General features: G+C 55.1%; 25 protein-coding genes and 1 pseudogene. 9 read left to right on the top strand and 17 right to left on the bottom strand.

What is annotated here, in order from left to right:
* Positions 1-2 precede the first annotated feature (2 nt).
* From ACR0KG_RS15865 to ACR0KG_RS15840, 6 genes are read left to right on the top strand one after another with little or no spacing between them, the layout of a single operon-like run.
* Positions 3-563, top strand: coding sequence for a GNAT family N-acetyltransferase (locus tag ACR0KG_RS15865; RefSeq protein WP_480547344.1), 561 nt, complete (start codon positions 3-5; stop codon positions 561-563).
* Positions 563-1,159 carry a DUF5946 family protein gene (locus ACR0KG_RS15860; RefSeq protein ID WP_480827812.1) on the top strand — a complete coding sequence of 199 codons (597 nt, stop codon included), beginning with the start codon at positions 563-565 and terminating at the stop codon, positions 1,157-1,159. Before ACR0KG_RS15865 ends, ACR0KG_RS15860 begins: the two co-directional genes overlap by 1 nt.
* Positions 1,156-2,265: a S66 family peptidase gene (locus ACR0KG_RS15855; protein ID WP_480827811.1), complete on the top strand. Its 1,110-nt coding sequence runs from the start codon at positions 1,156-1,158 to the stop codon at positions 2,263-2,265. The genes ACR0KG_RS15860 and ACR0KG_RS15855 overlap by 4 nt, the downstream gene beginning before the upstream one ends.
* The gene (locus tag ACR0KG_RS15850; protein ID WP_480547350.1) at positions 2,262-3,041 is read left to right on the top strand and encodes an alpha/beta fold hydrolase; all 780 of its coding nucleotides are present in this window, start codon (positions 2,262-2,264) and stop codon (positions 3,039-3,041) included. Before ACR0KG_RS15855 ends, ACR0KG_RS15850 begins: the two co-directional genes overlap by 4 nt.
* The gene (locus ACR0KG_RS15845) at positions 3,038-3,988 is read left to right on the top strand and encodes a DMT family transporter (protein ID WP_480827810.1); all 951 of its coding nucleotides are present in this window, start codon (positions 3,038-3,040) and stop codon (positions 3,986-3,988) included. Before ACR0KG_RS15850 ends, ACR0KG_RS15845 begins: the two co-directional genes overlap by 4 nt.
* The gene (locus ACR0KG_RS15840; RefSeq protein ID WP_480547354.1) at positions 3,985-4,449 is read left to right on the top strand and encodes an SRPBCC family protein; all 465 of its coding nucleotides are present in this window, start codon (positions 3,985-3,987) and stop codon (positions 4,447-4,449) included. The genes ACR0KG_RS15845 and ACR0KG_RS15840 overlap by 4 nt, the downstream gene beginning before the upstream one ends.
* A 326-nt stretch (positions 4,450-4,775) precedes the next feature.
* On the opposite strand, the gene ACR0KG_RS15835 is transcribed toward ACR0KG_RS15840, so the two are convergent.
* Complete coding sequence (locus ACR0KG_RS15835; RefSeq protein WP_480827809.1) at positions 4,776-5,687, bottom strand: LysR family transcriptional regulator; 912 nt, start codon at positions 5,685-5,687, stop codon at positions 4,776-4,778.
* Positions 5,688-5,861: 174 nt separating this feature from the next.
* On the opposite strand from ACR0KG_RS15835, the gene ACR0KG_RS15830 reads away from it, so the two are divergent.
* Both ACR0KG_RS15830 and ACR0KG_RS15825 read left to right on the top strand, forming a co-directional pair.
* The gene (locus ACR0KG_RS15830) at positions 5,862-6,632 is read left to right on the top strand and encodes a glucose 1-dehydrogenase (protein WP_480827808.1); all 771 of its coding nucleotides are present in this window, start codon (positions 5,862-5,864) and stop codon (positions 6,630-6,632) included.
* A 65-nt stretch (positions 6,633-6,697) separates the two neighbouring features.
* Positions 6,698-7,603 (top strand): DMT family transporter, encoded by a 906-nt coding sequence (locus ACR0KG_RS15825; RefSeq protein ID WP_480827807.1) that lies wholly within the window; start codon positions 6,698-6,700, stop codon positions 7,601-7,603.
* Positions 7,604-7,828: 225 nt separating this feature from the next.
* On the opposite strand, the gene ACR0KG_RS15820 is transcribed toward ACR0KG_RS15825, so the two are convergent.
* From ACR0KG_RS15820 to ACR0KG_RS15810, 3 genes and pseudogenes are all read right to left on the bottom strand, one after another.
* A complete protein-coding gene (locus ACR0KG_RS15820; protein ID WP_480544860.1) occupies positions 7,829-8,740 on the bottom strand; it encodes a homocysteine S-methyltransferase family protein in 912 nt (303 codons plus the stop codon).
* A gap of 213 nt (positions 8,741-8,953) precedes the next feature.
* Positions 8,954-9,379, bottom strand: a complete 426-nt coding sequence (locus tag ACR0KG_RS15815; protein WP_480827852.1) for an imine reductase family protein — start codon at positions 9,377-9,379, stop codon at positions 8,954-8,956.
* A pseudogene (locus ACR0KG_RS15810) lies at positions 9,377-9,841 on the bottom strand (NAD(P)-binding domain-containing protein); the annotation flags it as partial. The pseudogene ACR0KG_RS15810 and the gene ACR0KG_RS15815, both read right to left, overlap by 3 nt.
* Before the next feature lie 89 nt (positions 9,842-9,930).
* Here ACR0KG_RS15810 and ACR0KG_RS15805 point away from each other — a divergent pair.
* Positions 9,931-10,836: a LysR family transcriptional regulator gene (locus ACR0KG_RS15805; RefSeq protein ID WP_480827806.1), complete on the top strand. Its 906-nt coding sequence runs from the start codon at positions 9,931-9,933 to the stop codon at positions 10,834-10,836.
* A 299-nt stretch (positions 10,837-11,135) separates the two neighbouring features.
* Here the strand turns inward: ACR0KG_RS15805 and ACR0KG_RS15800 are convergent, their stop codons facing one another.
* From ACR0KG_RS15800 to ACR0KG_RS15740, 13 genes are all read right to left on the bottom strand, one after another.
* Positions 11,136-11,684 (bottom strand): cold-shock protein, encoded by a 549-nt coding sequence (locus tag ACR0KG_RS15800; protein ID WP_480827805.1) that lies wholly within the window; start codon positions 11,682-11,684, stop codon positions 11,136-11,138.
* A gap of 667 nt (positions 11,685-12,351) precedes the next feature.
* On the bottom strand, positions 12,352-12,576 hold the full coding sequence (locus ACR0KG_RS15795; protein WP_480547358.1) for a DDE-type integrase/transposase/recombinase: 225 nt from the start codon (positions 12,574-12,576) through the stop codon (positions 12,352-12,354).
* Entirely contained in the window at positions 12,570-13,352 is a 783-nt protein-coding gene (locus tag ACR0KG_RS15790) for a hypothetical protein (RefSeq protein ID WP_480547360.1), read from the bottom strand. The genes ACR0KG_RS15795 and ACR0KG_RS15790 overlap by 7 nt, the downstream gene beginning before the upstream one ends.
* Positions 13,340-13,585, bottom strand: a complete 246-nt coding sequence (locus tag ACR0KG_RS15785) for a hypothetical protein (protein WP_480547362.1) — start codon at positions 13,583-13,585, stop codon at positions 13,340-13,342. The genes ACR0KG_RS15790 and ACR0KG_RS15785 overlap by 13 nt, the downstream gene beginning before the upstream one ends.
* Positions 13,586-13,854: 269 nt before the next feature.
* Positions 13,855-14,874 (bottom strand): hypothetical protein, encoded by a 1,020-nt coding sequence (locus ACR0KG_RS15780; protein ID WP_480827804.1) that lies wholly within the window; start codon positions 14,872-14,874, stop codon positions 13,855-13,857.
* 252 nt (positions 14,875-15,126) lie between these two features.
* The gene (locus tag ACR0KG_RS15775) at positions 15,127-15,882 is read right to left on the bottom strand and encodes an FHA domain-containing protein (protein WP_480827803.1); all 756 of its coding nucleotides are present in this window, start codon (positions 15,880-15,882) and stop codon (positions 15,127-15,129) included.
* 30 nt (positions 15,883-15,912) lie between these two features.
* Positions 15,913-16,326 carry a BLUF domain-containing protein gene (locus ACR0KG_RS15770; protein WP_353011559.1) on the bottom strand — a complete coding sequence of 138 codons (414 nt, stop codon included), beginning with the start codon at positions 16,324-16,326 and terminating at the stop codon, positions 15,913-15,915.
* The gene (locus ACR0KG_RS15765; protein WP_480547368.1) at positions 16,323-16,823 is read right to left on the bottom strand and encodes a hypothetical protein; all 501 of its coding nucleotides are present in this window, start codon (positions 16,821-16,823) and stop codon (positions 16,323-16,325) included. The genes ACR0KG_RS15770 and ACR0KG_RS15765 overlap by 4 nt, the downstream gene beginning before the upstream one ends.
* Before the next feature lie 14 nt (positions 16,824-16,837).
* Positions 16,838-17,572, bottom strand: a complete 735-nt coding sequence (locus ACR0KG_RS15760; protein ID WP_480547370.1) for a hypothetical protein — start codon at positions 17,570-17,572, stop codon at positions 16,838-16,840.
* Positions 17,572-17,784, bottom strand: a complete 213-nt coding sequence (locus ACR0KG_RS15755; RefSeq protein WP_353011555.1) for a hypothetical protein — start codon at positions 17,782-17,784, stop codon at positions 17,572-17,574. The genes ACR0KG_RS15760 and ACR0KG_RS15755 overlap by 1 nt, the downstream gene beginning before the upstream one ends.
* Positions 17,785-18,057: 273 nt before the next feature.
* Entirely contained in the window at positions 18,058-19,641 is a 1,584-nt protein-coding gene (locus ACR0KG_RS15750) for a phosphate ABC transporter substrate-binding/OmpA family protein (protein WP_480827802.1), read from the bottom strand.
* A 96-nt stretch (positions 19,642-19,737) separates the two neighbouring features.
* On the bottom strand, positions 19,738-20,673 hold the full coding sequence (locus ACR0KG_RS15745; protein ID WP_480827800.1) for a PP2C family protein-serine/threonine phosphatase: 936 nt from the start codon (positions 20,671-20,673) through the stop codon (positions 19,738-19,740).
* Positions 20,657-21,289, bottom strand: coding sequence for an FHA domain-containing protein (locus ACR0KG_RS15740; protein ID WP_480547376.1), 633 nt, complete (start codon positions 21,287-21,289; stop codon positions 20,657-20,659). Before ACR0KG_RS15740 ends, ACR0KG_RS15745 begins: the two co-directional genes overlap by 17 nt.
* Positions 21,290-21,305: the final 16 nt, after the last annotated feature.

The raw sequence follows: 21,305 nt of genomic DNA, 5'->3' as shown, positions 1-21,305 counted from the left end.
AAATGACATTTCAGAAAGCCATAAACGATACGCCGGTCATCGGGGTCCGGCGTGCCACATTTGAGGATCGTCCGGCGCTCGAGGAGATGAAGGAGTTGTCGATCTCGACACTTCTCGATCCGCTCATGACACCCGAGCAACGCCACGAAATGCGCCAGATCACGCCCTTTGACCCGGCGCTGATCGCGGACGGAACCTATTATGTTGCGACCGTGGACGGCTTGATCGCGGCAAGTGGCGGCTGGTCCTGCCGCGCGGCTCTGTTCAACCCCGATGCGCACGGCGCGGATGAAGCGCCTCTCCTGAACCCTGATATCGACGCCGCCGGCATTCGAGCGATGTACACACATCCCGATTTCGCCCGGAGGGGTCTTGGGTCTCTGGTTCTTGCCACAGCACTGGCAGCAGCGCGGTTTGCGGGCTTCCGCGAAGCACAGCTTCTAGCGACGATCGCGGGCGAGCGGCTCTACCGCGCTGCGGGATGGCAGACCCAAGAGCACGTCATGGTCGGTTCGGGTGGTAGGGCGATCGTGCCTGGCTACCGTATGTCGCGAGATATCTGATGAAGATCTTCTACACGCCCCGTCCTTGGAAGCGTCAGAAACAGTTTGGCGTGCAGCAAGGCGCGTCGGGGCCCGAACCGTGGATCAGGTCGCGCTATCGAAGAAACAACGATAGAATGCCAACCACCATTTGCGACGGATGCTCGGGTCGCTTCGCTGAAACAGATGGCCCAGTCCACGACTACCTCACGGTTTCCGCGGGGTGCTGGGCGCGCTTTGGGCAGGCCCTTGCATTGCACTACTCTGATCACCGTTATTGGCCGGCCCATCAGCTTTTGACGGATGCCTACGTGCTCCAACACAGTCAAGGAGCAGGCCTGCGCAGCATTCGTTCGGTTCACGTCCATCTCGCCGCGCTTTACGCTCAACTGTGCCTTGGCCAAGCCGAAGCGCGTGTCGTCGCCCTGCGCCGTGCTCTCTCTGAATTCGATTTCAAACCGCTTGGACGGGCTTGGCCGCGTTCAAGCCATTCGATCGCAATCGTCGACCTTTCAGTGCCGGACAGACACCTTTCGACAACGAAGAACTATGCTTGGAGCGTATTGGAAGATTGGGAGCCCTATCACGAGCTGGCGGACAGGCTTTGCAGGGTATGAGCATCATGAATAGGGACGCATTCAAAGCCTGGCGAAGACCGCTGACAAAACCGAAAGTCCTGTCACCGGGTGATCGGGTCGCAATTGTGACGCCCTCGTGGGGAGGACCCGCCTGTTATCCGGACCGTTTTGAGATGGGCCTTCGGTACCTAGCTGAAGAATTTGGGTTGGCGCCCGTGGTCATGCCGCATGCCCGAAAGCCCGCGGATTGGCTGTATTGCAATCCAGAAGCGCGTGCCGGAGACCTGATGCAGGCCTTCGCAGATCAAGATATCGCGGCCATTGTCGCATCCATTGGCGGGGACGATGCCGTCCGGCTGGTTCCACATCTCGACCTCGACGTCATCGCCGATAATCCAAAGGTTCTTCTTGGCTATTCCGATGCGACCGTCCTGCATTTCGCTTGCCTAAAAGCGGGCCTGTCGAGTTTCTACGGCCCAACAGTCATGTCTGGTTTTGCCGAAAACGGCGGCATGTTTGATTTCGGGAAGAATGCAATCCGGCGCATCCTGTTCTCGGCCGAGCCAGCCGGTGAACTGCCGCGCAGCTTCGAGGGTTGGACCGATAAGCGGCTCGACTGGTCGGTGCCAGGTAATCATCTCAGACAACGCCGCTTGCAGCCTTCGATCGCACCAAGACTTTGGCAGGGTTCCGGCAGGGTCACTGGCCACCTGATCGGGGGCTGTGCCGAAGTGCTTGAGATGCTGAAGGGCACAGAACTTTGGCCGCCCTCGGACTACTGGGACGGTGCAATCCTCTTCTACGAGACGTCCGAAGAAGCTCCTGCGCCTTCGGTCGTCACCCGATGGATGCGCAACTTTGGTGCTCAAGGGATCCTCAACAGGCTGTCCGGACTGATTGTCGGTCGTCCTGGCGGCGTTGCTGTCGAGCGGCACGATGACTATGGTGCTGCGATCGCCAAAGTTCTGGGCGAGTACGGCGCTGATAGCATCCCGCTGATCACCGGGCTGGATTTCGGCCATACCGATCCGATGATGGTGTTGCCGTATGGCGCCAACGTGGAGATCGACTGCAGCGGCGTCAGCCTTTCGATTGTCGAGGCAGTGGTCGCCTCACGCACTGCACTCGGGGGCGAAAGTGCATGACAACTGATGCGGCCAGAAAACCTCCGATCCTGCTTCTGCATGGCCTCGGCGGAACGGGTGAAACCCTTGCACCTTTGGCGCGGGTGTTGGAGTCGTTCGGCCACCGGGTTGCCCATCCCACTCTCGCGGAACAAGACCGGCTTCGGAACACGTCTGAAGGTTCACCACTGAAATCCACACTCCTTGACCTGCTCGATGAGGCAACAGGCCACGCCAGACATCTTGCCGAAGAGCATGGCAAGCCGATTGTCTGCGGCCATTCCAATGGCGCTCTGCTAGCATCGGTTTTGGCAGCAGAGGGCATCAGTTCCCATTTGGTTCTGCTTGCGCCGGTGCCACCTCCTTCGGTTTCATCTGGTTTTCCGCTCTGGCTGCAGAGGCTGTTCTTCAGGATATCTTTCGGCCGCGACTGGGCATCGGGCGTTCTGCACTTCGACAGTCAGCACCGCTTCGAACCCGATCCGCCCCCTCCAGTAGTTGCCCGTACTCTCCTTCCCGACAGTGGTCGTGTTCTTTTCGACGCTATCACGCTGACGTGCGGAGGGCGCTTTGACCCGGAACTGTCCGGAAAAACAGCAGTGACAGTTATCGCCGGAGACCGGGACAAAATTGTTTCATTGGCAACAGCCAAACGGGTTGCCGCGCGACACGGCGCGAATTTGCACGTCGTCCGCAACGGAGGGCATTGGTTTCCGGCTGAGGCGCAATTCGCCGACGTCGTCGTGGGATACATCTTGCGGGGCGTGGCCGACAGAACGCAAAGGCATAGCATATGACTGGGCTCACCAGATCGACACGCCACGAGAACGTTTCAGGAAGTCTCTGGATGGTGGCATCTATGGTTGCGTTTTCTGCGGAAGACGTTTTCCTGAAGTTGGTGGGAAGTGCCGCCCCCGTGTCGCATGTCATGGTTCTATTTGGTGTCTTCGGCATGGTGTTCTTTGCAGTGCTCTGCATCGCAAAGCGGCAATCGCCCTTCACGCGGGCCATTTGGCATCCAAGCATTATCATACGCTTCTGGTTCGAGGTCTTCGGACGCCTGTTCTTTACGCTGTCGCTCGTGTTGACAGCCCTCAGTTCAACAGTTGCGATCCTCCAGGCCGCGCCACTGGTCGTGGTCGCTGGCGCCGCGTTCCTTTTTCACGAGCGAGTCTCCATCGGTCGCTGGATCGGAATAATCGTCGGCCTGATTGGCGTTGCGTTGATCCTGCGTCCCGCGACCACAGATTTCACAGCGATGTCTTTGCTCGCGGTCCTCGGCATGCTCGGCCTCGCGCTGCGCGATCTCGCGACCCGCGCCGCACCTCGAACGATCCCAAACGCGGTCTTGGGGTTTCATAGCTTCGCGTCGGTTGTCGCGGCAGGGCTGGTTTATGCGATCTGGGAGGGCGTCCCTGCGCATCACTTCAACCTTTTGGAGGTAGCGACTCTCGTGGCCGCAGCCGTTGCCGGAGGCATTGGATATGTGGCTCTCACCGAAGCCATGCGGACAGGAGACATTTCCGTCGTCACGCCGTTCCGTTACACGCGACTGATCTGCGGAGCAGTGATTGGCATTGTGCTTTTCCGTGAAACACTCGATGCAATCGACGCCATTGGCGCGGTGCTGATTATCGGATCAGGGACATTCGTGCTTCTGCGTAGTGGCAGACAAGCTGTCGCGTGTGACGCCGATATTGGGAAAGTACCAGCGAAGACTCAGCGCGCAGGAGCAAGAGCATGAGCCAAGCGAGAAGCAGTAAGAACCGGTCATGCATCCTCGTGGATAAACGGATCTCCATTGATGCACCGATAGAAACCGTGTGGGCGGCAACCATCGATCTCGCCTTTTGGCTGACCTGGTCCCCAACAGTTAAGGATGCCATTCTGCTCAACACTGAGACGATTGCGGAGAATGCGTGCTTTCGTTTGCGACAACCGTTCCAACGCCCGCGGGTCTGGAAGGTGGAAAAGCTGCTCCCTCCAGATATTGCCGTGTGGCGCACCGTTGATGTGGGTCGGCAATTCCGCGCCGTTCACATTTTGCAGAGGAGGCGCAATGGAACTCGTTCAGGGCTCCAACTTTCAGCATCTTTTGAAACTCGGTTATTTGGGCTACTCGCCAAGCCAGCTCTCAATGCCGCTCTTTCTCTTGAGATTGTGGCTTTGAAAAGCTGGTGTGAAACGCACCATGCAGAAACCTAGATTTTCAGAGCGCCGCTTTAGGCGTCTTGCCGTTCAATCCATGCCACATCGCATAACACTGATGGCAAATCGACGTCTCTGCCGGGTTAAGGCCAGTCCTATCCATGCAGCAATCCCCCAGGGCGAAGCTTTTCAAAGGGCTTTCTTCGAATGGCTGCTTTCTGGAGCGCAACTGCAGCATGAGCACGTGGCGCCGAGAGTCCGCAATGGGCCGTCCATGCCTCGCCGTGCACTCCAGATCGTGCAGATGCTGCGCCGTCTCCGAAGGTGGCTGAGAGCCCATGGTGGCAGGTTTCTGCCGTGCAGCGAATGACAGTTTTGAAGTTCTATGGCCGGACTTTTTCATCTTGATCCACCGACCAATGCTCCCTGAGATGCCGCGTGAACTCGGTGACGCGAGCGGGGCGATAGCGGGACTGGGGATAAGCGATTGAAAGAGCGACCTGCGGGGCCGTCCAGCTTGGACAAAAACGGACTAGTGCGCCATCTGCCAGATCAGATTCGACAAGCCAAAGCGGCAATATGCTGTAGCCATGGCCCTTAAGCGTGAGGCGCCGTGCCACAAAGATATTGTCAGTATTAATCCGAGCCGAGGGGGACAGCGAATAGCTCTCGTCATCTGGCCCTGACAGCTTGATTTCGGAGCCGACATAGGGTCCCAGAATGACGGCAGGTTGTCCCTCCAGGTCACTTGGGCTTTCGCACGCAATCCTGGCCTCGGGTGCGGCCACGACGATCCGTTCAATGGTTTGCAGCTTTCGGACAATCAGAGACTCGTCCCGAACAGGCCCAACTCTGATCCACAGGTCGAAGCCTTCCCGGACGAGGTCTCCGGGCTCATCGACCAGTTGCCAATCAAGCTGCACGCCAGGATGCTCCGCAACAAAGCTGGCCGCCGTGTCTGCAAGAACAGTTTGGCCAAGCCCCATCGGTGCCGCGACGCGGATCGTCCCCTTCAGTCCTCCGGTATCTGCGCTGGCCAGATCAACTGCCTCTTCCCAGCCAGCAATCAGTTGTCTGGCGTTTTCCAGAAACTCCTGACCGGCGTCGGTGAAGGCGAGATCATGCGTAGAGCGCATGACAAGCTGTGTGCCCAATTCGGCCTCCAGCGACCTCAGTTGGCGACTTGCCGAAGGTTGAGACAGCCCGAGAGATCGCCCGGCAGCGGTCAGCGATCCTGTTTCGGCGATCCTAACCAAGAGCCGCATCAACTCGAACCGATCAAGGGTGCGTGCCATGAATGGCATCTCCTTCTGCATCGCTGACCCGGACAGACATCGGAGCGCATGTTTTCCTAGTCATTCACTTTACGAATGTCATTTATTTGTATCATCTGTCTACCGTATTTTCCGCATTCCGCCACTTTCTCAACCACGCCCCGTTGGATGGGGCACGAAATGGAGAACAAGATCATGCAAGAATTTGAGAACAAAGTGGTACTGATCACCGGTGCAACGTCAGGTATCGGCGCAGCGGCAGCAGAGGCATTCGCGCGCGAAGGCGCCAAGGTCGTCGTCTCTGGGCGCCGGCAGGATAAGGGCGCAGAGGTCGTCGACCGTATCGCCGCAGCAGGCGGTGACGCCTACTTCATCCACGCAGATGTATCCGACGAAAACCAAGTCGAAGCTTTGGTCGCACAGACCGTTGCTCACTACGGCAAGCTTGACATCGCCTTCAACAATGCGGGTATCGAGGGGCTCATGGGCGAGCGTTTGGACGCCCAGTCTCAAGCCGACTACCGCGCGCAATTCGATACCAATGTGGGCGGCGTCCTCTGGGCCATGAAGCACGAGCTCAAGGCGATGCAGGCGGGTGGCGGCGGGGTGATCGTCAACACGGCCTCAATCTTCAGCCAGATCGGCATGGCAGGCATGTCGCTTTACACAGCCGCCAAACACGCGGTTTTGGGCATGACGCGCGCGGCGGCAATCGAATACGGCAAGGACAACATCCGCATCAACGCGGTAAGCCCCGGCGGCGTCGAAACCGAGATGTTCGAACGCGCCGCTGGCCCAGTCGAAGAGAACTCGGAAGGGCGTCAGTACTTTACCAATTTCCACCCGATGGGCCGGATTTCGCAACCCTCCGAACAGGCCGAGGCGGTCCTGTTCCTGGCATCCGGCAAAGCGTCGTTCGTGAATGGTGCAAACCTCGCCGTCGATAGCGGCTGGAGCATCTCCTGATCGCCTAGAGCGCCGCATGGTCTACGTGCGGCGCACCCTCCAGCTTTCACTTAGAGGACCCTGTCATGGCTTTCCTGACTATTCATCCGCCCGCCATCCCACGGAACGATCACCTCCGGGGCATCGGCTTTGGCCTGATCGCTGCATCCGCCTGGTCGCTTTATACGGTGGCGTCCCGTGCTGCCGTCGAATCAGGGTTCAGCGCGCTTGACCTGACAGCCTTGCGTTACGTTGTCGCCGCCCTGTTGTTTCTACCGTTTTTGCTCAACCGCGGGATAAGGGATCTGGGCGGTATTGGTTGGCATCGCGGCGCCCTTCTTGCTCTCGGGGCAGGACCGCTCTTCAGTCTGTTCTACGTCTATGGGATGTCTGTGACGCCCTACGCGCATGGGCCAGTTATCAGCCCGTCAGTCGTAACACTAGCGTCCATAGCGCTGGCTGCCCTGGTCCTGCGTGAAACCGTTTCGGTCAATCGTTGGATCGCCGCCGTTGTTGTCGTGGCAGGTCTCTACCTCGTCGTCTCAAACGGCTCGAACCTGTTGGTCGAGGCGTCACCCTTCGATCTGTTCTTTGTCGCTTCGGGTGTGCTTTGGGCGGTCTTCACCGTGTTCTTGCGCAAGTGGCGATTTGATCCTGTGCTGGCCACCGCTTCTGTCGCAATGATCTCGGGTCTTATAATGGTGCCGGTGCTTCTCGTTGCAGCGGATTGGACGCACCTGCTAGACAATCTGCTGCTCACAGGCTTCCACGCAATTGTTCAAGGCGTCGTAGCTGCCGGGATTGCCGTATTAGCCTTCAGCAAGGCGGTCGCATTGCTCGGTGCATCCAAGGCGGGGTTGTTTCCTTCGCTGGTGCCGGTGATTGCGGTCATTCTCGGAATACCTTTGCTCAACGAAATACCGACCGCCGTTCAGACGTTGGGCGTAGCGTTGGCTTCCATCGGGCTGATCATGGCGACGGTTTCCAAGTAAGAGGACATTGGAGCAGCCGCAGCAAAATGGTGCTTTGTCCGCGATGTGTGAGTTCAACGAAGCCTAGAGTTTGCGCTTGCAGCGAATGACCGGAACGCGGGCTGCTGCCGCAGAAACTCGAAGGTACGGTGAAAGGCAGCAATGGGCCGCTTATAACAAGTGGCGGAAAGAAATCACGGTATCACCTTAGATATCAGCGCTATCGCTCAGATTGAACTAAGTTGGCTACGCCAATTCGCTGGCCATCGATTTCAGGTGGCGCATGTCGGTGCCGCAGCACCCTCCAAATACTTGGATCGACGGATTCTGCCTCGCAATCGAGGCAATCTGTTTACCAAGTTCAGCTGGATCGCCTTCGTCCAGCTCATCTGCTTCGTCAAGTTCCGCATGCGAGCAACTCGAAGCGTTTGCCACCATGCCTTTAAGTCGGGGGTGGTTGCCAAGCGCTCCGGCGAAATGGGTCGGATGAGCGCAGTTGACCATAAAAAACAGCGCCGCCGAGTCGGTTGCATCGTCGATCTGATCAATTCCGTCCACAAGTTTGGTCCCGTCCGCCAGACACCCGTCCGTTTCGACAACTAGAGACATGATGATCGGCAGATCTGCGTCTCGGGCAGCGAGGATGCATCCCGCAGCCTCACTTGGACGGTTGAACGTATAAGCGGTGACCAGGTCGACGCTTGTGTCTTTCAGGCTGTGCATTTGAGCGGCGTGGTATTGGCGTGCATCTTCGACCGTCACCGGAGGGATGTCGGCGTAAGGGTCATAGCGCGGGCCGATACAGGCCGACACCAGTACATCATCGCGAGCGGCAGCCTGGCGCACCTCCTCCATTAGACTGACCGCATCTTTGTTCACCTCAACGAGCCGGTCTGTATCGTACCCCAACGGCGCTGCCCGATCGGCGTTCGCCATCCATGTGGGTGCATCAAGGATGCATCCGACACTCATTTCATGGGCGAGATCGACAAGTGCCTCCATTTGACCGGCCAGTATTGCCCTGGTGCCAGGTTCTTCCAGCAATGGAAACGATGCGAAACCGGGTAAATCAACGCCATGATTGAATATCAGGTCGGTGCCAGTGCCGGCATAAACCAAAAAGGTTTTGTCACCTTCGAGCGGGAACTGTCGCGCCATTCTGATCCACACCTATTGACGTCAAGTCTTCATAGATACCTACATTATCTCGGGTCTCCTGTGAACCTTAGTGCGGCGACAGAGTGTATTCCGTGAGCATGACCTCATTTTCCCGGGCATCTCTCAACCGCAGCGAAATTCTCCTTCGGCGGGCCACACTGCAGCGTCATCAAGCCTTAGCCAATGGCAGGTTTGGACCGGAGCCTTTTTGCGTCAGGCATCCGCCATATGCTGAACCAGCGAGGTCAGTTGCCTCTCGCCATGACCGTCATCCCAGGCCGCTTTTGTGCGGTCATGTATCAACTGAATAAACTCAGCCGGAGCATCTAGGGACAGGTAGGTCTTCAGCGCATCCTCCTGCGCTAATGCGTAAACTTTCAAAGAGGCTTGAGCGTTGTCGTAATCCTTGGTCGGTACGGTCCTGGCAAAGAGATCATGGTAATCATTCACCAATTTGATTGTGGCAGGGAGTTGGTCGGCATAAACCTGCATCGGGATGCCCGCTTTCTGGCAGACAAGTGCACCATAGATCATTCCGAACATAAAGCCCTGCCGAACCGTGAATAGCCCAGCGAAGAGCGCCGCAAGTGCCGCTGGTTTTTCTCCAACAAGGGCGGAGTTTCCACCTAATTCTCTGATGATGCTGCCGAAACGGTCCCAGGTTCCAACACTGCCTACCGTGAGGATTGTGGTTTCGTCACCGCCAATGCCGGAAGGGTAGGCATTGATCATGCCCAGCATGTAGTCGGCCCCCTGTCCCTCAAGGATGGCGACCAGTCCATCGGCATCCGAGGTATCGCCCGTGCTCATGTCGCAGATAGTCTTACCCTTTAGCGAAACACTCAGCCCGTTGACCAGTTCAACAGTTTCCTTGTGGCCCTTGATACAGATGATGACAAATTCAGCAGCTGCGATGGCATCATCCGGTGAAGAGCAGATCGTAGCTCCGACCTCAGCAAAAACCTCTGCCTTCTCCGACGTACGGTTCCAAATGCTGACATCGTGGCCTGCCTTGAGCAAGCAATGCGCCAGCGCTGACCCCATACTGCCCAGTCCCAATACAGCAAGTTCCATGGTTTTGCCTCCTGTGTCCGCCAATGCAGTCTTGCGCCAGCATGCGTTGGCATCGAAGGATCACATAGTTGTAAATTTTACTATGTTGTTAGATCATCTTGCTTATGGATTGGCACGTGTTTCCCTCGCTGACATCACTCAGAGCCTTCACCGCTGCGGCCGAGCATCGCAATCTCACCCGCGCGGCAGAGGCATTGAACGTGACCCATTCCGCAGTCAGCCAGCAAATCCGTAGGCTGGAACAGCATCTCGGCACCCGGCTCGTCACCCGCACTCGGCACGGCATCTCTTTGACACCGCAAGGCGAATTCCTGTCAGCTGGCCTGCTTGAAGCTTTTGCTGCAATGGAATCGTTGACAGAGAGCGTATCGAGCGCAGAGGCGGTTCGACCGTTGGTCGTCAGCGCGACACCGATGTTCTCAAGCGCGTTCCTGATGCCGCGCTTGTCGACGTTCGTTGCTGAATTCCCGCAAATTGAACTGCGGATCGATTCAACGATCCAGGCTGTCGATCTTAAGCCAGGCGGAATTGACATGGCCATCCGATACGGAACCGGACGCTGGCCAGGGCTCGTCTCGCAAATGCTTCTGCCCGGCTGTCTGACGGTCGTCGCCTCAAGTGAGTTGATCGGAAACCGGGTTCTCAGGCACCCGGAAGAATTGCTCGATTTCACCCTTCTTCAAGAACACGCTTCGGTCGAGTTTGACCTGTGGTTGGAAAAGGTTGGAATTCCCCCAGACGCCGAACGGAGAGTAGTCCGCATGCCGGGCAACATGCTGCTGGATGGCATCCGCCGCGGAGATGGCATCGGAGCGACGGTACCGGCCTTTATCTCTGACGATTTGAAGTCGGGGCAACTCTTGGCGCTGTTTGATGATCCAATACCGCAGATCGGCTATTACCTTGTCACGCTGCCTGGTCCGGTTCGGCCAGCGGCAAAGCTGTTCATGAAGTGGCTTTCGAAATCGATCACTGAATATGAGAAAAGCCTATTTCGATGGACACCCGCTCACTTGCTGTAGTCGATAAAGAGCACTGGCTAGAGGTCAACGGGGCCTGATCTTGCAGGATAACGACCTGTTAATACCGCGCAATAAAAGTCCGCTTCCGGGATTGCATCAAGGTAATGATGATGTGCGTGAATGTCCGGTTTGGGCCGGCCTTGTAGGGCTCAACGTGGGGGTTTGGCGAAGATGTGACGGTGCATACAACAAGCAACTTGGCAATACCCAGTAGATGATTGTCTGGGTGGAATTATCGTTATCCGCAACTTGAAAGCGAATACCTAATCCTTCTGAACGACTATCCAGCGGAAGCTGACTCAGGTCCAGGGTCGAACTGAGGCGACAACTCGTCCGCCAGACCGATCAATCACTTCGACGCATAGTGCTTCTCCGACATCGACCGATCCGAGTCCAGCTTTCTCAAGTACGTTTGTGTGCAAGAAACAGTCTCTGGTGTAATCGAAGACATTGACGAAGCCGTAGTTCTTTTCCTTGCAGAACCACCTGACCCTTGCAGGCAGCATTGAAGTCGGCTTGATGGGTTGGAGTCCAATTTGCTTGTTGTGCGGGACTGTCCAGGAAGCCTCCGACCGGATGCTCAGGATCTCAACGATTTGGAGTCCTCTCTGTTTGACACTTGCAAATGCCTCTAGTGTGCAGCCGTTTGCGATTGATGTCTGGCCAAAATCATGCAGCGCGTTCTGATGCATTAAGGCATCCTCGCCCGACACATTGCAGGTCACAAAACCGTATCCTTTCATGGCCGAGAACCATTTCAAAGTTCCCTCAATATGCCGCAGTGTGGCATCCCCACCTATTGTTGATCCGTCCAAAACCAAATTATCTTCTAACGTTACAAGTTTCACGGGCTTACCCTTGTTCGGAAACGTGGAATTTGTTTGTCAAATTTATTAAGCTTTGTGAAAGGGTTGGGTGGCTACTTTCTGAGGCCAGAGAGTTCTGATTTGCTTGCCCATGTGTTTGCGTATTCGGACAACAAATTAGTCTGCTCTTTGTGGAGTGCCATCAGAACACATGCCGCCCACATGGCCGCGCCATACTCTGCATCGCTGTCATGCAGTCGTAGAGCATTCAATATAGCAGTTTCTGGGGTTGATGGTTCATGCACCGATTTTAGTGTCCTTGTTCCTAGGCATTATTGAAGCTCGCAAGAATACCAACATTGATCTAAGTCGAAGCAGCACTGAAAGTCAGCAAAAAGTCTAACATCCGATCCCCTTAGCGCTCCCATTTTCTGGTTTTGCAGTCTTGTCGCCAAAGCGAACAATTCTCAACATGCAAAACTGCCATTGAATGGATGAGAAACACTTCGTTAACATTCTATTCATAAATTCCCACGAATTGTGAAGAGTCTCGTTGGATCTATGGGATTGCTCAGACTAAACACATATCTTCTGCAGAAACTGCCATATGCGGCAATAACACATGAGATTACCGGTTGTGTCGCAAATTTTTATAACGACCGGAGCTAGCGCGATGCCAGTTGCTGCTATCCTGCGATATCAGCAAACATCAGAAAGCTGGAAATCGTATCGTATCGCTAGAGAATTTCTTCTTGCGGATCTTGTTGGCTACCTCAATGCCATCCAATGTTGCGGAAGCCGATCCGAAAGACTTGAACCAGCACATGTGCCGTACGCGCCGTTTGATATATCTGCGATCCTGTTCTGTAAAGTTGTTCAAATATTTGGACCTGATCGTCTGTATTTTGGCTTGATTGCCGAACCACTTCAGCATTCTCTTTTGTGCTTAACTTCGAACTCTTTGAGGACATCGAACAAGGATGCAACGTCAAAGGCGATCAGGGCCAACTCGGTGTCCCATCGGATGAGTCCCACGCAGACGCCTGCGCCAATGGTATCGCTTAGAACGGTCAAGTCGGGTTCAGGCACTTGGGGAGCTACTAGTCCTTTGACCGAGAGAAGTTGCTCAAGCCTGTTTTGCTGGAAATCCCTTAGATCAGAGAGCAAGCCTTCTGGGCCATTGGCGTGCTCTGTCCGCTCCATGCCAAACTGCAAGGATGCTAATGTAAGATTCTGCAACCTACGTAAGACGACATTAAGCATTGAGCCGTGGTCATTGGGATTAGCCACACTAAGAATTCCTCGACGGATTGCCGCGACCGATACCATTCCGGAAACACCGTACAAATCGGAACGCAATGGTCCTGGGATCAAAGCGAAATCAGACGCGGGGCCAATTGCGTCGGTGAAACTAACGATCAGATTCACGATGTCGTCGGAATTCACGATAGGCGTCTGGTCAATGATCTCTTGAAATCCCGGATTACTGCAGTCCGAAACTAGAACCACTCGGCGGCCTGTGACCTGCAATTCCAGAATGTTCTCATCGGATACGAACCTCAGTGTTGTCCCAAGCACAGCGTTTTCGATTTCACGCAGAATTGCGGCCATTGGATCAGCAGCCTCCAACGGCAGCCTTCCATTTAGAAACGGAAAGCGGCATGTCGCTAACTTAGACAAATTGCCTTGAAAATCGGTCAAATCAGGCATCGGGTTTCTCCGATTTGACCCGAGTTCTGGATCAACATGTCCCACTCGTCTGCGTCCAAAAGCTGAAACTCTGTGACACAGTTGCCGCTGTCTTCGACGTTCAAGTGCAGTGACATTAGAACCGAGGTCCAGGGGTTAACGTCCGATAGCTGCAGACCCGGCTTGCCCGCCATTGCATTGACTAGGAATGTTTTGTCGGATTTGATCTGGCCGATGAAAGTAATCTCAGGCATAAAATTCTCAAGATCGCGTGACATCAATCGCAGTTTCTTTAACGTGTTTCGACCGCCGAGGCTTGCAATATCTAACAGTCTTTCTTTGCTAAACTGAATGTAGCTGCTGAGATCGTTCAAGGGGCCCAAACCATCATTCAGCAAGACCTGAGCTCCAGTAGCATTTTGATCGGAACTGACTTGACTACCTGTCCGCACAACCATGGACATAACCATCACCATCTTTAACACACATGATGATTTTAAGGTTCAATAGGTAAGTAATATGACTATATCGGGGCATCTTTCGTATTTTCTGAGATCTTGACGCGAGATAATTCTCTCTTTAGCTGAATTGTGGCCATGATGGTCTCGGTCACATCTGCCCGTTCTGCTTCGATCCGGAACAGCTCAACCAGGTCTACAAGCTCGCGCAGCATCTGGAATGCCCCCCGCATGTTCACGTCATCCGACCACGCGTCCAGATCGAGTTCAATCTCTTCCAGAACCTTTGCCATTTCGGTCAGAAAATCAGAGTTTGAAAATACGCTGCCTAATGCGGGAGAGTCACTCAATCGGGACAGTTTGTTAATTGCGTCATCTAAGTCGGGGGCCGGAATGGCATCTGGAATAGGAATAGCGGCAAGTGTTGGTTCCCCCACCGGCCGCGTAGGATCGGTCACCGTATTTCGAGCATCTTCAATACTAGCGTCGTCGGGACCCAAAAGGCCAACCTTACCTTGCAGGAACAGTTCAGCCTGCCCCGTAGCGTGCTCTCTCGCCGCGTCAATGTCGCGCCTTAGAATCGAGATCAGTTTGTGCCCGCCTGATGCACGAAACAGGATCTTGTCCAAACTAGAGCCCGACCGGGCCTGCGAGGCGTCCTCAGGTGAAAGGCAAACAAAGTCCAGAAACTCAGACCCAAATTCAGCGCAAAGGCGCGCTTCGGTTTCATCGCGCTCGCGTCCCGAGTTGATCGAAACCAGGATTGCGTGATCCTTCAACTTATTGGGCATCTGTGCCCAAACCCGTTGATCTGTATGATCAAAATCATGGGTACACCAAATCGCAATATCTGTTTGCAGGGCTAGCCATTCAATAGATGCACCTGTTAGATCCGCTGCCGCAGTGGCCAAAACAGATATCTTCGTCAGGGCCCTCAGAGGCAAAGCCAAATTCACTTCAGTGGCATCGGTTTCTGCCAATGCAATTAGATCGAAGGGCGATGGGTAGTCGACCTTTGCTCCGTCACGCTTCACAACCGTCAATTCTTCTTGCACGGCAAAGCTTAGGCGAACGAGGTCGCACATGACGGTCTGCGGGAGCACGGCTTGCCCTATTATAAAATTTACCAGGTTGGCCCGATCGAGATACGTCGGAGCCAATATGGAAACGCGAATGGGTCTTGTGAGTGCTGCCAGATGCGCGCGTGCACGCGTCGCAACGTCTGCGTTTGCTCCGCCATTTGTCGCGGCAGCCTGCAGACGCGAGTGAAGGTCTAGCTGCGGGCATGATGGACTATTCATCTTACACGCCATTCCAGCAGGGTACCGACGACAAGGTCAGAGAAAATCAACCACGTCCTCATCGTCATCTCCCACAATCCAGTTGAACGTCTTGTCGCACAACGCTTTGAACATCATTGTTGTTTCTCCGATAGATATGCGATCACCGTCGTTCAATTTTTCGGTCGAGATGATTGGTTTACCCTGCAGGCGAACAAGGTTTGTCTTGCCGCCGTGACCGAGGAAATAGCCGTTCTCTTCGGGGTCATAAGCAATCGCGGCGTGATTGTCGCGCGAGACCGCCATATCTCCGAAATCCAGACAAATGGTCTGATCAGGGTTACGGCCGATCCGGGACAGCCCGGATCGAAGTGTGAATGCGTAGCCCCGACCGGGACCACTGACAATCACAAGCCACCCTACCGGCAAGGTTTGTTCAGGTTCAGGCGCATTATCCGGGCTGAACAGATCCTTGGTTGTACCTTCGGATGTGTCAAACCCGATCAGACGCGTACGCGTGTCGCGCGGGTTGGCGCTGACGGGTTTGGACACAGGTGCGGAGACAAGCTCTTCCATTGGTGTCTCGGTCATCCGCTGGAAAGGCTCCGCGCCAACATTCGGAGCGATGTCAGCGACACCGACCGCGCCAACCGAATGGTTAGGAGACATCAGACGCTGTCTCAAGTTCCGGGCGTGTTGGTCGGTGTCGTCTTGTGGTGTAGTTGATATTGCAGATGATGCGTCTTCAGCAGGCAGCACCGACTCGGTTGCAGGCCTGCGGCGACCGTTCACTAAGGTATCGAACATACTCATATGCAACATCTTTCCTTTAAGAACTGGCCGTTAGACCAGTTCGGTTGATACGTCCTGCAGAAAGTCGAGCAGGCTGTCGGGACTGACCGCTTCAGGGTTGACGGAATTCGATGGAAAGTACCGCAGGAAGATACTACGTGTTTCGCCTTCCATGCCTTCGTGGTGGCCCATCGACCAGGTCGGGAAAATCCGCTCGCGCACATCCTGACATGAGATCAAGATGATGTTCAGGTGCCGTGGGTCGGCAGAGATCCGATGATAGATCGAGCTGACCTCGGCGCGTCCGCCTTCCAGAACCTGCAGGAAGTAGTTGCCGTTAAAGTGAAGCATGCCGGTGACGTTCATTGCTGCGTTATTGCGTTTACAGACTTCCAGCAACTCGCCCAGATTCAGGCTCATGGATGGGTTGCGCTGGCTGTAGTAGATGAGACGAGTAAGATTCATTTTTCCACTCCGTTGAGAAACAGGTTTTCATTCGACGCGGCAGCCGTTGCCGGGATTGGATCAACGGGCCGGGTCTTGTTGCGGTTCTGTGTTGTTGGTTTGAAAGGCACCGTACCCGAAGAGGCCGACTGTGCCGGACGCCGTTCGACTGGTTCGAGACGCCACCGTGTAGCACCCCGGCTCGAGTGCCCTTGATCGCGCAAAGCACGACGTTTGCGCTGTCGTTCGCGTTCCAGTTCCAGATGGGCGCGGCGCAACTCGCTGCGGGCTTGATGCGCGCGGCGATTGGCTGTCAGAAGCTCTTTCTGATAGGCTCCGACGAGGTCGGTTTGCACCCTGTTGATGCCCTTACGACCAGACCGGTAAAGCGCCAGCAAAAGGATCACAAACACACCCAGCATCAAATAGTCAGGCAGCGGCGCTTCGAAGGCCTGAATATCTGCAAGCAAAGCCTTGGCCGGTGCTTCCAGTTGGGTGATTTGTTCAAGTATTTCCATAACTTCGACCTCTTTTACTGAACAACAAATTCGATTGACTGGTCCGAGGCGCTGGCCACTTGTAGGTCGGCATCAGGATTGCTGCTGTCGACGACAGCCAGGTCCAGGGTCCATGTTTCAAGGTTCCAGCTGACGCGCAGATCGGCGAATCCGGTGCCCGCCAATTCAAGGCTGCCAATGACTTGCAGACCTGCGTGCGAGCAGTCCAACGTGGTCTGGACAAGCTGGCTGACGTCATTCACCCGATTGTTCCATTCAGGGCCTGAAAGCGTTGCTGCGTGCAGCGACACCAAGCGTGACTCAATCCTTTGGATACAGTAGGGATCGTTCGCGTTGTCACCAACCATGGCCAGGAGGCGGCCTTCCTTTGAGGGCTCTGCCGGGGGTTCGATGGCCTCGGCGACGGGCGCTGTTTCAACCTGCGCTCCAGCCACAACAGCGGTTGTCTGTTCTATCACAGGGGCCGGTTCGGCCACGGGTTCCGCAAGTGCGACCGGCCTTTTTGATAAGTCCAGCACGGGTGCGGTGTCAGAGTTTTCTGAATTATTGAAGAATTTGTTTAACGCGGTATTGCCTGGTGTCACCCCAAGCGAAACGATTGCAGCCACGGTCAGCAACCCGGTTGCCACGATAAAGTTCGGCCCGCGACCCTTTTTGGCCTCGGCGTTTTCTGCAAGTCGGTTGGCTCGAGCCAGTGGCAAGCCAGCGCGTTTGCCGGGAGCACCATCCATTTGGCGTGCCTTAGACATCATGCTTTCCTCTGAAATCTGAACAAAACGCTGCCGTTATTCGCTGCCAGCTTTTTGACATCGATGTTCATACCAGCCGCGACTTCGGTCAAAGTCTGCTCGTTATCCACCAGCGACACCGGTGAATTGTCGTCGGACAAAATCAGGTCTAACCCAAGTTCGACAACCATCTGCTGTAAAACGCCTTGAAGGCGATGAGAATAAAGGATCATTTTCAGTGTTTCCGGTTGCTTGCTGTTTCATCTGAAAATGATGCTGGATAGTGTCATAATTGAGAAAAATGAGAGGCAATTACCAACAAAAGAGAGGTTTTATTGTGAATACCTCTTTTTTTGGTGTGCAGAGATACTGAAAAATTAGAATTCTTTCGGGCACCTCTCATGCTTTAGGTTTTGCTGAGTCTCGTGGGCAAAAAAAACCGGACCTGAGGCCCGGTGTTTCTTTTTGGTTTTGTCGCTGGATCATGGGACCGATGGCTCAAAAGATCACCCCTGAACAGTGCTTTCGATCCAGACCTCGACCCGCCGATTCTTAATCCGTCCTTCCTGCGTTAGGTTGCAGGCGGCGGGAGCAGTTTCGCCATATCCGACTGAGGATAATTCGATGCCCGGAAGCTGATCGGCCGCTTCGGTATTCAAGTAGGCCGCAATCCGATTGGCCCGGCGTAGAGACAGGCGTCTGTTGCTGTCAAAGGTTCCGACATCGTCGCTGAAACCGACCAGTTTGATCTTGGTTCCGCGCGGTTGATCCTTGAGGAATTCTACCAAACGGGTGAGTTCTGCGGCCCCGCGATCATCCAATCGAGAGGAACCCGAACGAAAGTGAAAGGTGCTGGACAAGCGATCAAACTTACCCGCCGTTTCCAGCATTTCATCAACGACACTTTGCTCATAGGCGTCAGTTCTTGACGAGCGCAGGGTTTCACCGCGCAATCCAGCCATGTGTTGCGGCAGCCTGCCGACGCTAAAGCTGGTGAAGCCAGCGACCGAAATCGCATCCTCGGCTTCTTCCGATTTGGCGAAACTCAGCAGATTCCGCGCAAAATCGTTGTCCAGATCGCTACGGTTATACAGATAGACCCGACGCACGAAGGGGTATTCCTCGGTCTTGGCATAAAAATCATTGGGTTCTGTTACTACGCCACAAGCGTCGATGATATTCATTGCCTTGGTGCCGCGCTGCACTCCGAACGGCAGGAAGCTGATCGCGCCGGGATTTTCCATGACCTGCGTTGCGGCTTCAATGTCGGAACCCACCGCCGAAATACCGGAAGGTGTGATGTCCGTGTCGTCTAACAAAACAGATTCAAATAACTCGCGCGAGGCGGTTTCGGCGTCGCGACCGATAACCTGAATCGGCATGTCCGGGCCATTCAACTGGGACCAGTTGGTTATGTTACCCAGATAGACATCGCGCAACTGTTCCAGCTCAATCGCCGAAACCGGGTTGTCCGGATGGGTCACGATTGCGATGCTTTCCAGCGCCAGCAAGTGTTCCTGACCAACAGATGTCATGTTGCCCGCACCATCGGCGGCAAGGCCGCGTGCTTCTTGGTTCTCAACGCGTCGGGTCGACATGCCAATTTCGGCCTCTCCAGTTTCCAACGCATCAAAGGCGTCTCTGGAATCCGAGGGGATCACAAGGACGCTGTCCAGATCATCCCCGAACGCTTCGGCGGTGACGAGGTTAAGCAGTTTGTTCTGGCTGTTGGGAAGAAGCTGCGTCGAGATGTCATTGCCTGCATGCGCCGCATACCCGGCTATCAATAGGGGCATCAACTCGGTCGCTATGACACCTGATCCAGCGATCCGCAGGCTGACATCGCTGGTGTCGATTGTGGGGCAGCCTTCACCATTGCAACTCACCCGATCGGTGCTAACGCGCATCTCGCCAATGGGCGTTTTGATCAGATAGTGACCGTCAACGAGGTCCAGAAATTCGCCGGACAAACGCAGCGATCCATCGGGGGCTGATAATTCCACTTGTCCTGCTGCGGCAATCGTTGGCAGGGCACTGGCGATGGCAATGGCGCTTGCAACGCTTTTGCTTAGCTTAATGATATTCGTCATAGTCAGATCTCCGTCTTCTATGGTTCGCAGTCGGGGTGCGCGACGCTCGCTTCGGCGCGCCCTATGCTTGGGTCGTTCGCTTCGTGGCTTGGCATATTACAGCGCCATGGCCTGATTGATGATGTCCGGTGCCTCTTCGATATCCGGCACCAGCGCTGCCAGAATGGCATCCTCTTCGGCCGACCGATGGACAGGCTGGGTTTCAATCTGTCGTTCGGTTTTTGGCTCGTGGGACATCTCGGGCATTTGGTCGATTTGCAGCACCATGACCGAGATATTGTCTTGTTCGGGCATTGCCGCAGCTTCGACCGCAGACATCAAGTTTTGGGTCGCCTTGGCGCTGCTTCTGGCCGCCGTTTTGTTGGCTAGTCTCAGTATTGTGCCGTCGGTCAGGGTCTGCAGACCATCGCTTGCCAGAATCAGGATATCGTCCGGCTCAAGAGTCATGGGCGTTTCCGGACAATCGATCCGCGGAATTTCCTGACCCAGCACCGCCGAAGTCAGGCAATTCCGGTCCGGATGTAGTGCGGCAACCTCAGCGCTCAGCTGGCCTGACGCTACCATGGCGTCAATCTGCGGCGCCATCGAGTGATCTTCGTTCAGTTTTTGGATTTCACCATTGCGAATCAGGTAAAGGGGGGAATCCCCGACAGACAGCCAATAAAGCTGATTGTCACGTATAACGGTTGCAATCAGAGTCGCCCCCATCCCTTTTGAATCGGGGTTGTTCTTGATGAAATCTGACATGGCCATATTGGCCTCTTCCACCGCTTTTTTTAACAAAGCGGGAATGTTGGCGTCGTCGGATTTCAAGATATTCCGGCGCATTTTCAACGCGGCAAACACCTGGCTGACCACCAATGCGCTGGCCATATCGCCCGAGGCATGCGCGCCCATTCCATCGGCAAGCACACCGATGCCACAGGACTCGCACACTGGGAAATCCGCCACAAGACAGTCTTCCTGATAGTCGCGTGCACCGACATCAATTCCGGTTGAAACGTCGAAACACATTTTAGAACTGGCTTTCATCGCCGTCCTCCATATGGCTGGTCATGTCCCATTGGAACGCGGTGTCACACAGCGCTTTGAAGCGCAGTTTGGTGTCTCCAATCTGAATCTCTGCGCCGCTTTGGATCGGTGTTGTTTTTGTGACCGGCGCACCATTCATGCGGACCAGGTTGGCCTTGCCACCGTGACCCAGAAAAAACTCGTTGGTGCTGGAGTCGTAGACAATGGCCGCGTGGTTATCCCGTGAAATCGATCTGTCGCCGAAATCCAGACAGACCGCCTGATCTTTGCCCCGTCCAATCGTCGAAAGGCCCGCCATCAAGGGAAAGCTTTGACCGCGCCCCGGCTCGGTCGTTACGACCAACCAGCCGACGGGTATATAGCTTGGGCGTTCGACGCTTTGCTCGGCCTCTGGCGGCCCGAAGTCTTCTGGCCTGTTGCGGGTGTCAAATCCGATCAGCCGTGTCTTGCCCACGTTTTCCTGCGGACGCGAAACAATGGCGGGCGAGGTCGTCTGTGCCGTCGAAAAGGTGATCGGCTGTTCCATGATCGGGCTTTGCCACAGGTCATCGTTTTCAATCGGCAGAGACCGGCTGGGATTCGGGCTTCGGTTTTTGTCCTTCTTGAGAAATCGCATCAAGATGCCTCCGCCA

This window comes from Ruegeria sp. H4 (assembly GCF_056533065.1).
The sequence above is the reverse complement of the archived record's forward strand: the minus strand, read 5'-3'. Positions and strand labels throughout refer to the sequence as shown.

Bases quoted from the DNA above. Each gene is read 5' to 3' on its own strand.
- ACR0KG_RS15830 (WP_480827808.1), top strand. From the start codon at position 5,862: ATGCAAGAATTTGAGAACAAAGTGGTACTGATCACCGGTGCAACGTCA.
- ACR0KG_RS15860 (WP_480827812.1), top strand. From the start codon at position 563: ATGAAGATCTTCTACACGCCCCGTCCTTGGAAGCGTCAGAAACAGTTT.
- ACR0KG_RS15755 (WP_353011555.1), bottom strand. From the start codon at position 17,784: ATGATCCTTTATTCTCATCGCCTTCAAGGCGTTTTACAGCAGATGGTT.
- ACR0KG_RS15795 (WP_480547358.1), bottom strand. From the start codon at position 12,576: ATGCTGAAGTGGTTCGGCAATCAAGCCAAAATACAGACGATCAGGTCC.
- ACR0KG_RS15785 (WP_480547362.1), bottom strand. From the start codon at position 13,585: ATGCCTGAGATTACTTTCATCGGCCAGATCAAATCCGACAAAACATTC.
- ACR0KG_RS15775 (WP_480827803.1), bottom strand. From the start codon at position 15,882: ATGAGTATGTTCGATACCTTAGTGAACGGTCGCCGCAGGCCTGCAACC.
- ACR0KG_RS15760 (WP_480547370.1), bottom strand. From the start codon at position 17,572: ATGTCTAAGGCACGCCAAATGGATGGTGCTCCCGGCAAACGCGCTGGC.
- ACR0KG_RS15845 (WP_480827810.1), top strand. From the start codon at position 3,038: ATGACTGGGCTCACCAGATCGACACGCCACGAGAACGTTTCAGGAAGT.
- ACR0KG_RS15765 (WP_480547368.1), bottom strand. From the start codon at position 16,823: ATGGAAATACTTGAACAAATCACCCAACTGGAAGCACCGGCCAAGGCT.
- ACR0KG_RS15840 (WP_480547354.1), top strand. From the start codon at position 3,985: ATGAGCCAAGCGAGAAGCAGTAAGAACCGGTCATGCATCCTCGTGGAT.
- ACR0KG_RS15865 (WP_480547344.1), top strand. From the start codon at position 3: ATGACATTTCAGAAAGCCATAAACGATACGCCGGTCATCGGGGTCCGG.
- ACR0KG_RS15790 (WP_480547360.1), bottom strand. From the start codon at position 13,352: ATGCCTGATTTGACCGATTTTCAAGGCAATTTGTCTAAGTTAGCGACA.
- ACR0KG_RS15740 (WP_480547376.1), bottom strand. From the start codon at position 21,289: ATGCGATTTCTCAAGAAGGACAAAAACCGAAGCCCGAATCCCAGCCGG.
- ACR0KG_RS15850 (WP_480547350.1), top strand. From the start codon at position 2,262: ATGACAACTGATGCGGCCAGAAAACCTCCGATCCTGCTTCTGCATGGC.
- ACR0KG_RS15780 (WP_480827804.1), bottom strand. From the start codon at position 14,874: ATGTGCGACCTCGTTCGCCTAAGCTTTGCCGTGCAAGAAGAATTGACG.
- ACR0KG_RS15825 (WP_480827807.1), top strand. From the start codon at position 6,698: ATGGCTTTCCTGACTATTCATCCGCCCGCCATCCCACGGAACGATCAC.
- ACR0KG_RS15770 (WP_353011559.1), bottom strand. From the start codon at position 16,326: ATGAATCTTACTCGTCTCATCTACTACAGCCAGCGCAACCCATCCATG.
- ACR0KG_RS15820 (WP_480544860.1), bottom strand. From the start codon at position 8,740: ATGGCGCGACAGTTCCCGCTCGAAGGTGACAAAACCTTTTTGGTTTAT.
- ACR0KG_RS15750 (WP_480827802.1), bottom strand. From the start codon at position 19,641: ATGACGAATATCATTAAGCTAAGCAAAAGCGTTGCAAGCGCCATTGCC.
- ACR0KG_RS15745 (WP_480827800.1), bottom strand. From the start codon at position 20,673: ATGAAAGCCAGTTCTAAAATGTGTTTCGACGTTTCAACCGGAATTGAT.
- ACR0KG_RS15855 (WP_480827811.1), top strand. From the start codon at position 1,156: ATGAGCATCATGAATAGGGACGCATTCAAAGCCTGGCGAAGACCGCTG.
- ACR0KG_RS15835 (WP_480827809.1), bottom strand. From the start codon at position 5,687: ATGGCACGCACCCTTGATCGGTTCGAGTTGATGCGGCTCTTGGTTAGG.